Source organism: Helicobacter mehlei (assembly GCF_007280785.1).
Classification (GTDB): Bacteria; Campylobacterota; Campylobacteria; order Campylobacterales; family Helicobacteraceae; genus Helicobacter; species Helicobacter mehlei.
This window is the reverse complement of the sequence record NZ_VKGC01000065.1, coordinates 1-798: the sequence shown is the minus strand read 5'-3', so window position 1 is coordinate 798 and position 798 is coordinate 1. Positions and strand designations below refer to the sequence as shown.

Here is a 798-nt window from a genome sequence, read left to right as displayed (position 1 = left end):
ACCGACACCCCTTTATTGTGGCCAAATTCTACCAAGATGAGCAGAATCGCTATTACGGGCTTTTTAGGGATATTAAGCCGATGCAAGATTATATCAACTATGCCGAAAACCGCATGGGCAACATGATGGGCTCCTTTAAGGCGATGTTTGAAGAGGACGGGGTGTTAAACATTGATGAATTCATCGAGCAGATGGGCCTAGACAACGCCATTGTGAAGGTTAGGCCCGGGGCCCTTAAAGAGGGCAAGATTCAATTTATGAACAACCAAGCCGACATCGCCGCTTTAAGCCAAAAGGCCGAGCAAAAAAGGCAACTCATTAAAATTCTAGCGGGCTTGAATGATGAAAGTTTGGGGATGGCGATGAACAGGCAAAGCGGGGTGGCTATTGCCCAAAGAAGAGAGAGCGGGCTAATGGGCTTGCAAAACTTCTTAAAAATTAGCGATGATATGGACAAATTGGTTTTTGAGTTGGCCGTGAGCTTGATGGGGCATTATTTTACTAAAAAGCAGGTTTTTAGGATTGTCGATCCCAAAGTGGGGGATCGCTACTTTTCCATCAATGATGGGCAACACAACCAGATCAAGCCGTGTAAGTTTGACTTGATTTATAAAACCCAATTGAAAACCGAGAGCAAGGACGAGCGTTTTAGCCATTGGAACGAGTTGTTGAAAGTGATTAGCCCCATAAACCCGACTTTAGTCCCCCAACTCTTGCCCCTCATCTTAAAGGATATGGATAGCCCCATTGTGGCCGATGTGGTAGAGGTTTTAGAGCAAGCCCAACAAGCCCAAGCCC

The 798-nt window shown here is 45.9% G+C and carries 1 protein-coding gene; it reads left to right on the top strand.

What is annotated here, in order from left to right; translation table 11 throughout:
* Nucleotides 1–798, top strand: a 798-nt coding sequence (locus FNE76_RS08105; protein ID WP_456237343.1) for a portal protein, incomplete at both ends; no start/stop codon positions are given.